Origin of the sequence: Flavobacterium glycogeni (genome assembly GCF_048286775.1) — a bacterium.
Classification (GTDB): Bacteria; Bacteroidota; Bacteroidia; order Flavobacteriales; family Flavobacteriaceae; genus Flavobacterium.
In genome coordinates this window covers 1-14,382 of record NZ_JBLVPV010000001.1, presented here as the reverse complement: position 1 = coordinate 14,382, position 14,382 = coordinate 1, and the positions used below count along the sequence as shown (strand labels likewise).

At 31.2% G+C, this 14,382-nt stretch carries 8 protein-coding genes, 2 tRNA genes and 2 rRNA genes; 4 read left to right on the top strand and 8 right to left on the bottom strand.

Annotation, left to right across the window (positions count from 1 at the left end; translation table 11 throughout):
- Positions 1-60 precede the first annotated feature (60 nt).
- Both ACNQGX_RS00060 and ACNQGX_RS00055 read right to left on the bottom strand, forming a co-directional pair.
- Entirely contained in the window at positions 61-1,341 is a 1,281-nt protein-coding gene (locus tag ACNQGX_RS00060) for a glucose-1-phosphate adenylyltransferase (RefSeq protein ID WP_417972878.1), read from the bottom strand.
- Entirely contained in the window at positions 1,338-2,759 is a 1,422-nt protein-coding gene (locus tag ACNQGX_RS00055; RefSeq protein ID WP_417972876.1) for a glycogen synthase, read from the bottom strand. The genes ACNQGX_RS00060 and ACNQGX_RS00055 overlap by 4 nt, the downstream gene beginning before the upstream one ends.
- A 187-nt stretch (positions 2,760-2,946) precedes the next feature.
- Between ACNQGX_RS00055 and ACNQGX_RS00050 the strand changes: the two genes are divergently transcribed.
- The 4 genes from ACNQGX_RS00050 to ACNQGX_RS00035 all read left to right on the top strand — a co-directional run bounded on the left by ACNQGX_RS00050 (position 2,947) and on the right by ACNQGX_RS00035 (position 7,965).
- Complete coding sequence (locus ACNQGX_RS00050; protein ID WP_417972874.1) at positions 2,947-3,813, top strand: alpha/beta fold hydrolase; 867 nt, start codon at positions 2,947-2,949, stop codon at positions 3,811-3,813.
- An 88-nt stretch (positions 3,814-3,901) separates the two neighbouring features.
- Complete coding sequence (gene msrB, locus ACNQGX_RS00045; protein WP_131917227.1) at positions 3,902-4,291, top strand: peptide-methionine (R)-S-oxide reductase MsrB; 390 nt, start codon at positions 3,902-3,904, stop codon at positions 4,289-4,291.
- Positions 4,292-4,295: 4 nt separating this feature from the next.
- Positions 4,296-4,937, top strand: coding sequence for an endonuclease III domain-containing protein (locus ACNQGX_RS00040; RefSeq protein WP_417972871.1), 642 nt, complete (start codon positions 4,296-4,298; stop codon positions 4,935-4,937).
- Positions 4,938-5,235: 298 nt separating this feature from the next.
- Entirely contained in the window at positions 5,236-7,965 is a 2,730-nt protein-coding gene (locus tag ACNQGX_RS00035) for an AsmA family protein (protein WP_417972869.1), read from the top strand.
- Between the two features lie 198 nt (positions 7,966-8,163).
- On the opposite strand, the gene ACNQGX_RS00030 is transcribed toward ACNQGX_RS00035, so the two are convergent.
- From ACNQGX_RS00030 to ACNQGX_RS00005, 6 genes are all read right to left on the bottom strand, one after another.
- The gene (locus ACNQGX_RS00030; RefSeq protein WP_417972867.1) at positions 8,164-12,477 is read right to left on the bottom strand and encodes an NACHT domain-containing protein; all 4,314 of its coding nucleotides are present in this window, start codon (positions 12,475-12,477) and stop codon (positions 8,164-8,166) included.
- Complete coding sequence (locus ACNQGX_RS00025) at positions 12,474-13,517, bottom strand: ComEC/Rec2 family competence protein (RefSeq protein WP_417972865.1); 1,044 nt, start codon at positions 13,515-13,517, stop codon at positions 12,474-12,476. Before ACNQGX_RS00025 ends, ACNQGX_RS00030 begins: the two co-directional genes overlap by 4 nt.
- 261 nt (positions 13,518-13,778) lie before the next feature.
- A tRNA-Leu gene (locus tag ACNQGX_RS00020) sits at positions 13,779-13,864 on the bottom strand.
- A gap of 6 nt (positions 13,865-13,870) precedes the next feature.
- A tRNA-Phe gene (locus ACNQGX_RS00015) sits at positions 13,871-13,943 on the bottom strand.
- A gap of 65 nt (positions 13,944-14,008) precedes the next feature.
- A 5S ribosomal RNA gene (rrf, locus tag ACNQGX_RS00010) occupies positions 14,009-14,118 on the bottom strand.
- Positions 14,119-14,265: 147 nt separating this feature from the next.
- Positions 14,266-14,382 (bottom strand): 23S ribosomal RNA (locus ACNQGX_RS00005); the annotation flags it as partial.

Genomic DNA, 14,382 nt, shown 5'->3' with positions numbered 1-14,382 from the left:
ATAATTCTACTTTTAGAAAAAGAATAGAATATTATTTTTAAGAAAAAACAGTTTATAAATTTACTTTATGATGTAATTATCCGGTATAACTGCTCCTTTTTTAATGACAACAATTCCATCTTTGATGGCATACAATTCATTAGAAAAATCTTCTAAATGATTTCCTCCATTGATATAAACATCATTACCAATCCTACAATTCTTATCTACTATAGCATTGTTTATAAAACATCTTTCTCCAATTCCAATCAATTGTCTGTCGTTTTTAAGATCTTCATTCATATCATCAATATTCTGATAGAAATCATTCCCCATCACATAACAATTCTGAATTATGGTTCCTTCTCCTATTCTGGATCGAATACCAATTACGGAATGGTTTATTTCTTTGGCATTCAAAATGCAACCTTCGGAAATTAACGATCTATCAACCAATGTTTTCTGGAATTTTGATGGAGGCAACAATCTTGGTCTTGTGTAAATTTTATTGTTATCATCGAATAAATTAAATTTAGGCAAGTCTTCCGTTAATCCAATATTAGCTTCAAAAAAAGAATCTATATTACCAATATCTGTCCAATATCCTTCATATTGATAACTCAATATTTTTTTATGACCTACAGCTTGTGGAATAATTTCTTTACCAAAATCTTTAGTTTCTTTATTTGACATGATCTCTACCAACAGTTTTTTGTTGAAGATGTAGATTCCCATCGAAGCCAAATAATGCTTTCCTTCGTTCTTCATTTGCTCACTCACATCCGATTCCCAATCTGATAACAATTCCTTTGCTGGTTTTTCAATAAAGGACTCGATACAACTTTCGGAGTTTGTTTTTAATATTCCAAATTCAGGTGCATCTTTCGCATTTACTGGTAAAGTCGCAATCGTGATATCAGCTTCATTTTTAATATGCTCCTCTAACATATCGTTAAAATCCATTTGATACAATTGATCTCCTGAAAGAATCAATGCATAATCAAAATCATGATTCAAAAAATGAGGCATACATTGTCTTACGGCATCCGCAGTTCCTTGAAACCAAGTTGGATTATCCGGAGTTTGCTCTGCAGCAAGAATATCAACGAAGGCATGGCTAAAAATACTAAAGTTATAGGTGTTTTTTATGTGGGCATTTAAGGAAGCTGAATTAAATTGAGTCAACACAAACATTCTGTAAATATCCGAATTCATACAATTTGAAATTGGAATATCAACTAATCTGTATTTTCCTCCTATTGGTACTGCTGGTTTAGATCTTGTTTCTGTCAACGGGTATAATCTGGATCCTTGTCCACCTCCTAAAATAATTGCAATAACATTTTTCTTTTTAGCTTTCATTTTTTATTAATGATTAAATTATATATGTCTATGTATTCTTGGCAGACACTACTCCAAGAATGATCTGTACTCATTCCAATTTTTCTAATTTCATTTAGCTTTTTTCTGTCTTGGTATAAATCCACTGCTCTTTGAATCGAATAACAAATGTCAGCAACACTTGCCTGATCATGGCAAATTCCGTTTCCGTTGTCACCAAAATCAATAACAGTATCTTTCAATCCACCCGTTCTTCTCACAATAGGAATGGTGCCATACCGTAAGGAATACATTTGGTTCAAACCACAAGGCTCGACTCTTGACGGCATTAATAAAAAATCAGAACCGGCATAAATCAAATGGGCTAATTCTTCATTATATCCAATAAAAGTATTGTAGTTGCCTTTATAATCAGACAACAAGCCATTCAATTGATTTTCAATCAGTGTATTTCCTGAGCCTAAAATTAAAATATTAATCTGTTGATAATTTTCAGATAAAGCAAGTGCTGAAGCGTGAGGCAATAAATCGCCACCTTTTTCTTCCAATAATCTGCCTATAAAACTAAAAAGTGGCTTTGTTGGATCTAAATTAAAAAGGTTACATAATTTTTCTTTATTTTCCTGTTTCCCTTTCTCAAAATTCTTGATAGAATAATTGGTTGACAGCATAGCATCTTTAGCCGGATCCCAAACTTCAATATCGATACCATTCAAAATTCCTTTTGACTTGTATCGCACCAAATTAAATAAGGATTCCAGTCCATTAGCAGAATAATTTATCTCATTCAGATAATTTGGAGAAACGGTCGTCACTGCCCAAGCACATTTGATTCCTACGGCAAGCGAATTGATACAATTGTCCCATTCTAAAACTTTCACATGCGATAAATCAAATTTTGGCAAGTAATACAATTTATCAAAACCAAACTGCCCTTGATACAAACCATTATGAATGGTAATCATAGAAGGCGTATTTCGCAATTTTTCATATTCGTGACAATACAACATCATAAAAGGAATCAATCCAGTATGATGATCATGACAATTAATAACATCAGGAACTTCATTTCTCCCTATCATCCAATCTAATGTGGCAATTTGAAAAGACAAAAAACGCTCAATATCATCGTCATAGCCATACACTTCTTTTCTATCAAATAGCTCCGGAATTTCTACCAAATACAGTTCAAATTCCAACTTGTCTGTTTTCTCTTTTAGAATGTTAAAAGGAAAATTAAAACTCCCCAATTTTACATGTCCCCAATGCACGCATTCAAACTCATTTTCCTTTCTGAATTTTGTGTCATAACAAGGCATCACAACTCTCACCTGATGACCTGCACTATTCTGATATTTGGGTAAAGCCCCTACAACATCAGCTAACCCCCCCACTTTTGCTACAGGATAACATTCTGCACTAATATGAAATATTTCCATTTATGAAATTTTGTTATTTTTTAATTATTACTTAACAATACTACAGTTTATTCTTTGATATATCCCTTTGCAGATTTTAAGTAAATGCTATTAATTCATTAAATTTTTATAAAATATACTACTTTTATGTTTTTCTAAATTTAGTGAAAAATATATAAAATAATAACTCGGTTGAAAATTTATTGAAATGACAAAAAAGACTTCTATTCATACACAATCATTAGAAATTCCTAGATTTATAATCCTAACCAGTAAACTTATCTCTTTTATTTCGCCGAAATTAGTGACTCAATTTGCTGCGAAATTATTTACAACACCTATAAAACATAAAATTCCAAAAAGAGAATTGGAAATGGATCATAATAGCATCCAAAAATTAATCAAGATTCCGGCAATTGACAAAGAGGTTGTTTTGTATCAATATGGAAAAAGTGAGAAGAAAATTTTACTGGTTCACGGCTGGTCAGGACGTGGAACACAGTTATTCAAAATAGCCGATGAATTGATAAAAACAGGTTATTCCACCGTTAGTTTTGATGCACCGGCACACGGAAAATCTCCCGGAAAAACGACTATTATGGTCGATTTTATTGCCACTATTTTAGAAATAGACAAACAGTTTGGTCCTTTCGAAGCTGCAGTTGGTCATTCATTAGGCGGAATGTCCGTTTTGAATGCCATAAAAAAAGGGCTTAAGGTAAATCATGCCGTTATTATTGGCAGTGGCGATATCGTTCAAGATATTATGGATGATTTTGTGGCAAAATTAGAATTGAAACCAAATATAAGCACCCGATTGCGTTTGCATTTCGAAAAAAAACACAAGGAAGATATGAACAGTTATTCTGCTTATTTGGCTGCGAAAGAAACGACTATTCCCGTTTTAGTCATCCATGATAATAATGACCCCGAAGTTCCTGTGACAGCTGGAATACACATTCATAAATACTTAAAAAATGGGGAGTTATTATTAACGGACGGATTAGGGCATCGAAAAATCCTTGGCAACCATAAAGTAATTGAAAGAACAGTTCAATTCATTCATGATAAGTAATTGAATTACAATGAAATAAAAACTCTATAATCTTGCAGTAAGAGTTAAAAAATAAAGAATAATAATTTTTTAATAAAATTAATAAATCATGAAATATCCTGTAGAAAAAACCGAACAAGAATGGAAGGAACAATTAGGTGAAGAACGGTACCGAATTCTTCGCCAGAAAGGAACCGAATATCCACACACGGGAAAATACAACTTGAATTTTGAAAAAGGAACCTATTGTTGTGGCGCCTGCGGAGAGCCTTTGTTTGAAAGCAACTCTAAGTTTGATGCGCATTGCGGTTGGCCCTCTTTTGATGAGTCCATTCCTGGAAAAGTACAATATATTTCGGATGTTACGCATGGCATGAAACGCACTGAAATCTTATGTGCCAATTGTGGCAGTCATTTGGGTCATGTATTTGAAGACGGACCTACCAAAACTGGGCAACGCTATTGTGTGAATTCCTTATCTGTAGATTTTAAAGAATGATACTATGGATTTATTTGGAAATTCAAACGATTGGGCTAAGAAATTAGAACCAATTTTAGCAAAGTACAAAGGAAGAAAACATCCGTTGGACTACCATAATTTATACCAGCTTTTGGTGATGGTTGTTTTATCGGCACAAGATTCTGATGCCCATATCAATAAAATTGCCCCTGCTCTATTTGAAGTGTACCCAAATATGGAAAGCTTGTCTGTTTCAAATGTGGAGGCATTATTTCCCTATATCTCCAAAGTCCGGAATTTTGGAACCAAAGCCAACTGGCTTCTGGAAATCGCGAAAACCATCAAAAAAAACGAAAATATTCCACTCACTATGGAAGGTTTGGTGGCATTAAAAGGCATCGGACGAAAATCAGCCAATGTTATTATGCGCGAAGCTAAAGTTCCTGCAGAAGGAATTATAGCCGATTTGCATGTTATAAGAGTGGCACCCAGAATAGGATTAATCACAGAATCCAAAGATGGCATTAAAGTCGAAAAACAATTGATGCAAGTGTTACCAAGAGAAATCTGGGGTGAAATCGGGATGGCTATCTCCTTTTTGGGAAGAGAAATTTGTCGGCCGCAACCCAAGTGCCCTGAATGCCCTATTAACTCGATTTGTGAGTATTATAGAAATTTAAAATAACCTTTGGGTAATTATTAAAAACGTCAGTTCGAGTGTTTTTTGTGGAGTAAAACGTAACAAAAAATGTATCGAGAACCGTTTTTAATTCTACATTTTCTTGTTTTCGATACAATTTTCTTCCCGAGGCTTCGGGAGAAAATCACTCGAACTGACGAAAATTATAATTAAAAACTAATTACACCCAACGAGTTAAAATAGTCTAAAAAACCAATCTGTTTCCCCAAATTATCAGCTGCTTTTTGAGTACATTTGCCCCTTATTTTATTTAATCAAATAATTCCCAAAAAGGATTTTTCACATGCCCAACAATAAACTTAAAGCTGTAGCTCTTAAAACATTAAAATACATAGGAATTACTATTGTCGTTATTCTTTCTTTGATGTTCATAACCCCTTTTATTTTTTCAGAAAGGATTGAGCAGGAAATCAAAAAAGCGGCCAATGCTAAATTAAATACTGAACTGAATTATTCGGATGCAAAGGTTTCCTTTTTCTATCATTTCCCATCTTTAACACTTACGTTAAATGATTTTAAACTCAATGGTTCTGCTCCATATAAAACCGAAAAATTTATTACAGCCAAAGAAGTTTCGTTTGGTATAAATGTCTCAAGCCTAATTTTTAGCAGTACCATTGAAATTGACCAAATCTACCTGAACCATTCCTTTATAAATGTAAAAGTCAACAAAAATGGGGAAGCAAACTATAATGTGTATATCGCCCCAAAAGAAACCAAAAAAAGTGACAGCTCTGAAACAGCTTTAAAACTGGAAAAAATTGAAATAAAAAACAGCCAAATTGTTTACGACGATCAATCGACCAACATTCATTTTGATGCTTTGGGTTTTAATTATCTTGGCAATGGAGATTTAAGCAAAGATGTATTTGACTTATATTCAAAAGCAAAAATCGATCGATTAAATATCATTTATGAAAATGAGCCCTACTTGATGAATAAAAAAGTAGATGGAGATTTAATCACTAAAGTAAATGTCAATTCATTGTCTTTTGTATTTGAGCAAAATGATTTAAAAATCAACAAATTACCGGTAGATTTCAAAGGAAAATTTGACTTTCTAAAAGATGGTTATAATATAGATTTCATTGTTAAATCTACTGATAGTAATCTGGAAGACTTATTTACTGCTTTTCCTCCAAAGTATATTACATGGCTCAAAAAAACCGAACTTAAGGGAAAAACAGATTTACTGCTGACTTTAAAAGGCAAATACATTGCTTCCGAAAAGAAAGCACCCAATTTAAATCTGGATTTAAAAATAAGAGATGGTTTTGTAAATTATGACAAGAGTAAATTTCCTGTTTCAAATCTAAATTTGGATCTATCAACTCAACTTCCTTCACTCAATCCTGATCTTTTGATTGTTGATGCAAAAAATTTGTCTTTGAACATTGCTGCCGATTATTTGAAAACGAAATTGCATGTAAAAGGAATACATAATCCCGAAATTGACGCTACTTTAAACACCAAAATTGATTTAGAAAAACTCAATCGTGCCCTTGGAATTCCTGATATAGAATTAAAAGGAATGCTTACTGGCGAAGGAACAGCAAAAGGAAAATACGATTCACAAAATCATATTTTTCCAGTTACAAATGCAACTATAAATTTAAAAAACGGCTATTTAAAAACCAAATACTATCCGAATCCAATTACTGATATCAACATTGTTTCCAAAGTAACCAATCAAAAAGGAACATTCAGCGACCTGAAAGTAACATTAAAACCAACACAATTTACCTTTGAAGGAAAACCGGTTTTTGTGGAAGCCGATTTATCTAATTTTGATGATCTTGCTTATGACATCAAAGCCAAAGGAACGCTCGACATTAGTAAGATATACAACGTATTCTCCCAAAAAGGACTGGATATTGATGGCTCTATCAAAGCAGATTTAGCACTAAAAGGAAAACAAAGTGATGCCGAAAAAGGGAACTACAGCAAACTGCGTAACAAAGGTACACTAGAACTCCGAAACATTCTTTTTGCGTCTGAATACCTGCCTAAGTCATTTCTTATAAAAGAAGGCATTTTCAAAATCAATCAGGATAAAATGAGTTTCAATCACTTTTTGGCCGCTTATGGTCAATCTGATTTTAAAATGAACGGTTATTTACAAAACGTATTCAATTTTGTAACTTCCAAAAATGGTGTTTTAAGAGGTGCATTTATGCTAAATTCAAAATACATCAATGCCGATGAATTTATGTCGAGTACCACCAAAATGGCTGCAACGACAACGGCTGCACCATCAGAAACAGGAGTAATCCTGATTCCGTCTAATTTCGATTTGCGATTCCAAGCCAATGCTCAAAAAGTAAATTTCAATGGACTGACTCTCAACGATGCCAAAGGTACACTCCAAATGAAAAACAGCAAATTAAACATGCAAAATACCGGTTTCAATCTGATTGGTTGTGCCGTTACGATGAATGCCAAATATCAAGGTATTACGCCCAAAAAAGCGCAATTTGAATATGAGATAAAAGCCAGCGATTTTGATGTTAAAAGAGCGTACAACGAAATTAAAATTTTCAGAGAAATGGCAAGTGCTGCCGAAAAAGCGCAAGGAACCATTTCATTAGACTACAAACTCAAGGGGAAATTAAATGAAAAGATGGAACCCGTATATCCTTCATTAGTAGGTAACGGTGTCGTTTCTATAAAAGATATAAAATTATATGGCATGAAGATGTTTAATGCCGTAAGTAAAAAAACCAGTCACGAAGGAATCAAAAATCCTGAAATTTCAAAAGTGGATATAAAGTCTTCGATAAAAAACAACATCATAACTATCGAGCGTTTCAAGTTCAAATTCGCCGGTTTCCGACCAAGAATTGAAGGAAAAACAAGCCTCGACGGAAAACTGAACCTCAAAATGCGATTGGGATTACCACCTTTAGGAATTTTCGGAGTTCCATTAGTTATCACAGGAAACAAAGACAATCCTAAAATAAAAATTGGAAGAAAATCCGATGAGCTAGAAGAAACGAAAGATACAATTGACTAGTTCCTCGTATTTTATATCGTGAATTTCTAAACCAAAAACATTGGTTACATAAATAATAATTTTGTTTTGGGCGTGACCTTCCCGAAAAGATCAGGTCGGGCTATTCGTTTCAAGTCCTCGTCCCGTTGAGTTTGAGACTCAAAGGGACTGTGGGCTTTTCACTGCTATCCCTCAAGCAGGAAATATAGAGACATAAATCTAATTTATAATTTCTTCGACTTTACGTAAAGCTTCTTCGAATTTCATTGGTTTAGATTTAGAATTAATATAACTCATTGTAGAATTATCTATCAGAATGTTGATATAAAATAATTCAGAATCGTGCTCTTCTTTGTTTAGCTTATTTTTTATTGAATTTAAAACTTTCTGAGTTTTAGTATAATTTTCAGCGTCTTTAGATAAATTAGTGACATATGAACTCATGAACTCTGCACTATCGTTAAAAACACTTTTGCCTGAATCTTTTTTATAAGTTTCAAAAAAGATCTTCTCAAAAGTATCATAATCTACAGCGGAATAATTTGAATAATACATACGTGACAAATGATCTTCATTTAGTAACGAGTGATAGTAAACGATCGCTTCTTTTCGATTTTGTTGAAACAAAACTCCTAATGCATCCCACAGACAAAATTTATTACTATCTTCAAAATTAATATTTAAATATTCGATTGCTTTAGTAATACAAAAATTAACCTCTTTATCTAATTTTAATAAAATTTTAATTGCCGACCAACATTTAGGACTTTTAACATCTTCGCAACATTGTTTCAATAACGCAATATCTCCCGTTAACTGAATATATTTTTCTAGTTTTTCATCTAAATTATAACCTAGGCTACTATTACTAAAATAGTTTCTAATTTCAGTAAAAGCAAGCTCCAAGTTATGATCAAGAGCATAACTTACATGCCTATCCATAACAAATGAAAACATTTTTTTTGACAATATATTATTAACTATTCGTTGATTAAAAAGTTTTTTGTCACTTATCCTCGCTAACAATTTCTCAAAAACATCATCCTCTTCGCTTGTTTTCTCAATATCAAAAAATTCAAGGCAATTCAATAAAAATCCCTGTGACAATTCAAATTCATATATATCTTGAAAAATCAAAACAGTTTTTAAAACTTCATAATCACGAAGCATAGAAAAAGAATTGACTCCATCAAGTTTAATAATCATATCAAATTCTATAGATTTTGAAGCTTCAACACACCAAGCAATTATATTTCTTTTTTGCTCATCTGAAACTTCAAACTTAACATTCGAATTTACGTTTCCTTTAATTAAAGTTTTTATTTTATCATATCTAATGAAATCATTTTCTAATTTTTCTTCAACTTCTAGAAAAGATAAAGTTTCTTTATAATGGTAAAAAACTAGTGTACTTAAAAGTTTTATCGAAGTGTCAATTGTATTACTCCAACTTCCATTCTTTTCATACCAATTACTTTCAATTTTTCTTATTTCGTTTTGATCAATAACTGGGTTATTTTCTTTAAAAATAATTTCAATTGCTCTCAATAACTCATCTTTATTAAAAAGAATATCAAAATTATGTTGAAACTTAGAGTTATTTTTTATTTGCTGTTTTGATAGCTCCTCTTCACTTAAAAGTGGAGTGTCAAATTTAAAATTAATACCCTCACTACTCATCAGTAAATCGAATTCATAGCTTGCAGCTTTATTATAAACCCATAAATTATGTCTAAAAATATTTATTTCTTCAGAACTAATCTGTTTTAAAACAAACCAATCTTTAACTAATTCAATAACTTTTGTATTAGCAATACTAGCCAAAAGTACTCTTACTTTTGAGAAAGGGTTGTTCTCTAATAAATAATTAGATATTTCCAATTGAGAATTACTTTGTAAAATAATTTCTTTAAGTAGTCTTTCATGTTTATAAAATTCAGTTTTACCGTTAATCGCTGTTAGGAAACGAACCGTAAAATCACCTTCTTTCAAATTAAAAAACAAACATCTTTGCAATATTTTTTCAGCATCATCATTACTTAAATCCAAATTATATCCTATTGTAAAATGATAAGCTATTAATTTTATGAAAAAATCAGAATTATTTAATTTTAAAATAAGTTCATTTAAAACCCAACTATTTCCTCTATGAACATCATCAATATCATTTCTCTTAACAATTTTATTAACTCGAAGGAATTCTTCTTTTAAATACAAAAACAAACTATCAATATTATCAAGATCTCTAATCATAAACAATAATGAACTATTAATTTCCTTATTTGTTTCTTCTTTTAGAACATCAAAAATGGAATTTAAGTAATCAGAATCATTTACGATTAACTTTTGAATATTAATAAACTGAATAATATTAGACTTAACGCTTACTTCTTTATCTAAATTTTTTAATAAATCTAAACACCAGATTTTTATTTCATTTTCTTTCCCAATTGGAATTTCAAAAAAACATAACAATTTCAAAGCAGACAATACTATTCTTATGTGACACTTGTCATCATTAACAAAATCTACGAGATAATTAAAATTTTTTTCACAGTTACCAAAATCAGCTATCTCTTTTACTGAAAAAGTATTTTTTGTACTAATCCAAAGGCTTTTATCTATGCATTCAGTTTTAAAATAGTACTGAAATACTTTTACTTTAAAAACATCTATTCGATTGGAATCCGCTCTAAATAGGAGTTCCGGTTCTTTTTCTATAAACCATTCTACTAATTCAGTGTACTTTTCTCCTTCTAAAATATTAATTAAAAAAGTAATTGTGTTAAAAAGAGTAGGATGAGTTTTATCAGTTCCCTTGATAAGAATATTTTTTTTAATTTTTTTAGTGGATAATTCCGACAGTGCTTTAGCTGCAAAGTATTCTTGGATGTTCCTATGCTCAAAAAACCAAATATCTTCGCCTTCAATTTTTTCTAGCAATGGATTCTTTTTAAATTCTTTGAAGTCAGTAGAATTCTCTTTTAAAATCGAAAATAGTTTGCTTTCATCAAAAACATTGGTTTTCATCAACTCACTAATCAAAGACGTTTTCTTTGAAAATTTATTTATTAACATTGGATCAATAGAAATTTTAACTAATTTATCCTTTTTATCATGAGCCAATCTTTTTTCAATGTAAGCTTTCCATAAAGCAGCTGTGCTTATTGGGGTTTCTTCCTTTTCAGAAATATATTCTGCCAAAATACTTACTAAAAATGGGTTCTTTAAAAAGACATCCCATTTCGAATCGTATTTAAATTCAATTCCTTTTTTTGAAAGTAGTTCAATTCCTTGGGCTTTTGTTAAATCCCGCAAGTAAAAGGCACTAAAATTAGGAAGTCTATTAACAACGCTTTCGTATATGTTAGTTCTGCAGCTTATAACATACTTTATGTCCTTTTTTAAATGATTAGCATCAATAAAATTTTCTAATTTAGACTTAAAAGATTCAATATCTGAAATCTCATCAATACCATCCAGAATTAATAAAATCTTATTTAATTTTAACCAACTAGATGGTAAATAGTCTTCTAAAGTGCTAGTATTGGCAAAATTTTTAAGACTTTTAAAAATCGGCACATAATCGTCAACCTCCCCTTCCTTCCAATTCAATATTGCTAGTTTTTTTAGTTCTGTACTTTTTCCACCGCCAGGGTTTCCTAAAACAAATAAGTTCTTATGTTCATTAAGTTTTTTAGATAATGTTGATTTTTCTTCATTGTCTTCAAAATAATCAACCTCCTTTTTAGATACCTCAGATAGAGTTCTGTCTATATAATACTCATCTAAAATAATCTCACCTATAAAATTCGTTTTATCTTCTGCTTTAATAGAAATCTTTATCTGTTGCTCCTTATTTGAAAGCAAAGAAGTTTCAAAATTATATTGATCAAAGATTGAATCGAGTTTTACACATTTGATATGTCCAAATGTCCCATTTGTAACTCTTAAATCTGTTACAATCCCTATTAAAAATATCTTTTCATTATAAATCTCGAAAACACCGCTACCAGATAAACCACTAGATGTTTCACTGGTTGATTTTTCTAAAGATAAATCTTTAATTTCATCAGATTTAATAATAAAAGTTTCACTATCAACTTCATCTACTTTACAATCGAAAGTTTTTGCTTCATCTTTTTCAATTAACCATTTAGGAAATCCTCTAAAATTTATTCCATTACAATCAGACTCGTTATTTAGTTTTGAATATATTACATTATCGCTTTGCCCGTTTAAGGGTGCTATTGAAAGTATAGCTATGTCTTGTTTCTCATCGCAAAATAATATATCCGAAACAATTATATTTTTGAAATTATCTCCATTATTGAACTTATGTTGAATAGTGATGTTTTCCCGAATAATATTGTTTAGCCTTGCGCCACTTTTCCCATTAATACAATGTTCTGCTGTAATAATAAAATATTTTCCTTCTCTATTTTTGGTTATTACACCACTTCCCGAAATTGAATTAGTCCCATCAGATACAGAAACCTTAACTACTATTTGCTTTAACAATTCTACACTCATATCGTAAATTCATTTTTATTATGACAATCAAAAAGTACTAATTCTTCATCTTTAAACAGTTTACCCGTTTTAATCTCTATATCAGAAAGTGGATAATTAAAATAAAATTGAACATTTGATTTTTGCATATTCTTATGACATACAATCTTAGCAATAGTTTGCCTATCTGGATGTTTAGTTCTTCCTTTTCCTCCATTTGTAGAAATTATATAATTATAGCATTCTATAGTGTCGAGAAATCTATTTGAAATATTGTATTTACTACCATGATGGGACAATTTGACATAATCAAAAACAATTGGGCTTTGATTTGGATATTTATCCGAAAGCCCCTCAGCTACTATTGTAGAATGAGCGTCACCTAAAAATAAACCATGAAAGTCAAGTGTCTGTATTGAAAATGCAATTGAAGAGGCATTTGCAAAATCTTTTTTAATATTTTTTTCTAGATCAACATTATTAGCTAAACTTTCAAAATTAACATTGAAATCTTTTGCAATAATATCTACACTTGCTATTTGAGTTCCTTCATCTTCGGAAAGATCAATTTCAGACCAATTTTTATTTAACTCATCTAAGGCAATTTGATTTGGAGAAAGTATTTTAATATCTATACCGTCCGGTAAATCTAGCTTATTTAGAGATTCCGAAGTAACATCACTAATGATTTTTAAGTTTGGATATTGCGAATGAATTAGCCTTTCAAATTCAATTCCTTCGTCAATAGAAATTTGTGTTCCACTTGTGTCTACTTTTAATAAATTAGGGGCATTAAGTAGTAATTTATCAAAATGATGATTTTTTGCGTATGAACTAGATAAATATTGAATTAGACCTGAAATATGATCATGATCAATATGAGTAAGTATAATTAAATCTATTTTTTCATATCTATTTAACTCGTGAACTAATGTAGTTCTGAATGTTTCCCTTGGTCCACCGTCAATTAGAATTGTGAATTTATTTTTACTACTATCATAAGTCTCAATAATTATTGAATCACCATGATGGGCTTTTAGTATGTTAAGTTTTGTGCTCATTGAATTCCTCTGTATCTGTTGAATTAATACTATTCAGTAAAATATTTTCAAATATAACCAACTTCTAGCCTGAAATATTACAATTAAATAATATTTTTCTTATAATAAAAACTTTTTTTAACATATCTAGTCTGAAATTAGCGATAAGTAAAAAAATAAACAAGACTTAAACAAAGAATCCTCATCATTCAAAATGATGAGGATTCTTTAATAGTAAAAATAAAAAAACTTCAGCCAGCGTTAGCCAACTGAAGTTTTTTGTACTCAGAGCGGGACTTGAACCCGCACGAACATTGCTGTTCACTGGATTTTAAGTCCAGCGTGTCTACCAATTTCACCATCCGAGCATTTTGTGGTACCTCCAGGGATCGAACCAGGGACACATGGATTTTCAGTCCATTGCTCTACCATCTGAGCTAAGGTACCAGTATACTTTACTTATAATAAAAGTATGAATAAAAAACCCCGTTCGTTAGAACGGGGTTTTCAAAGAAAGGCGACGACATACTCTCCCACATAACTGCAGTACCATCTGCGCAGGCGGGCTTAACTACTCTGTTCGGGATGGGAAGAGGTGAGCCCCGCCGCAATAACCACCTTAAGAGGTTATAATTGCTTTGGGCAATCATTTTGCAAGTAATAATTAAAAATGAATAATTAAAAATTGCAATAATATCTTAACATACTGAGATAAAGAAAATAAAAAGTTATTAGAAAGTTTCTTCCCCGGGTTGCCCCGGGGAAAAGCGTACATAAGCTTACGGGTTATTAGTACTACTCGACTATGACATTACTGCCTTTACATCTATAGCCTATCAACGTGGTCATCTCCCACGACCCTTAAAAGAAATCTCATCTTGTGGTG

Coding starts and splice junctions, on each gene's coding strand:
- ACNQGX_RS00030 (WP_417972867.1), bottom strand. CDS start 12,477: ATGAGTGTAGAATTGTTAAAGCAAATAGTAGTTAAGGTTTCTGTATCT.
- ACNQGX_RS00025 (WP_417972865.1), bottom strand. CDS start 13,517: ATGAGCACAAAACTTAACATACTAAAAGCCCATCATGGTGATTCAATA.
- ACNQGX_RS00060 (WP_417972878.1), bottom strand. CDS start 1,341: ATGAAAGCTAAAAAGAAAAATGTTATTGCAATTATTTTAGGAGGTGGA.
- ACNQGX_RS00035 (WP_417972869.1), top strand. CDS start 5,236: ATGCCCAACAATAAACTTAAAGCTGTAGCTCTTAAAACATTAAAATAC.
- ACNQGX_RS00055 (WP_417972876.1), bottom strand. CDS start 2,759: ATGGAAATATTTCATATTAGTGCAGAATGTTATCCTGTAGCAAAAGTG.
- ACNQGX_RS00040 (WP_417972871.1), top strand. CDS start 4,296: ATGGATTTATTTGGAAATTCAAACGATTGGGCTAAGAAATTAGAACCA.
- ACNQGX_RS00050 (WP_417972874.1), top strand. CDS start 2,947: ATGACAAAAAAGACTTCTATTCATACACAATCATTAGAAATTCCTAGA.
- msrB (WP_131917227.1), top strand. CDS start 3,902: ATGAAATATCCTGTAGAAAAAACCGAACAAGAATGGAAGGAACAATTA.